This is a genomic window from Streptomyces sp. SID3212 (assembly GCF_009865405.1).
Taxonomy (GTDB): domain Bacteria; phylum Actinomycetota; class Actinomycetes; order Streptomycetales; family Streptomycetaceae; genus Streptomyces.
On record NZ_WWJY01000200.1, the window covers coordinates 1 to 800 of the forward strand.

Genomic DNA, 800 nt, shown 5'->3' on the forward strand with positions numbered 1-800 from the left:
GGTGGCGGGCGGCGCCGTCGAGGTCTCCCTGGGCGCGGGCCCGCTGCGGCTGCGCGCGCCGTGCCGGGTGGTCTGGACGGCGTACGAGAAGGACCGCACCGGTTTCGCGTACGGGACGCTGCCCGGGCACCCGGAGCGCGGCGAGGAGTCCTTCGTGGTGGATCTGCGCGAGGACGGCACGGTGTGGTTCACGGTGATGGCCTTCAGCCGCCCGGCCCGGTGGTACACACGGCTCGCGGGCCCGCTGGTGCCCGTCCTGCAACGGGCGTACGCCGCCCGGCTGGGCCGCACGCTGGAGCGCGTGGTGGCCTGAGCCCCGGCGCACGTACGCGGGCGTGCGGAGAGGGACAGCAGCCCTCCCCGCACGCCCGCGCGTACGGACCGTCAGACCTCAGACCGCCGCGCGGTCCCGGCCGCGACGGCGCAGGTACGCGCCGCCGCCGAGCGCCACGAGCAGCGCCGCGCCGATGGCGGTCGGCAGCACGACGGACGTCGAACCGCTCGTCGCCGCCAGCCCGGCCCGGTCGAGGTTGCCCCCGGCCGGACCCGTGATGCTCGACCTGACCGGCTTCGCCGGGTGCTTGGGGATCGACGTGATCGACGAGACCGCGCCGTTCTTGCTCAGCAGCACCTGGACCTTGTTCGGGTGCTTGAAGTCGAAGGCGTTGAGCAGCGTGCCGCCCCGGACGTCGAACGAGCCGTCACCGACCCGCCCGGTCTTCCAGTTGTTCTCGATGAACGAGGTGATCGACGCCTGCTCGGTGAGCGTGTGGTCGATGTGGTTCGTCTTCGCGTACGGG

1 protein-coding gene and 1 pseudogene are annotated in these 800 nt (G+C 73.4%); one reads left to right on the forward strand and one right to left on the reverse strand.

Going from position 1 to position 800, the window contains the following annotated elements; translation table 11 throughout:
* Positions 1-313: DUF1990 domain-containing protein (locus GT042_RS05705; protein ID WP_161307601.1), on the forward strand; the 313-nt coding region annotated here is incomplete at its 5' end.
* A gap of 78 nt (positions 314-391) precedes the next feature.
* Here the strand turns inward: GT042_RS05705 and GT042_RS05710 are convergent.
* Positions 392-800, reverse strand: a pseudogene (locus GT042_RS05710) (phospholipase); the annotation flags it as partial.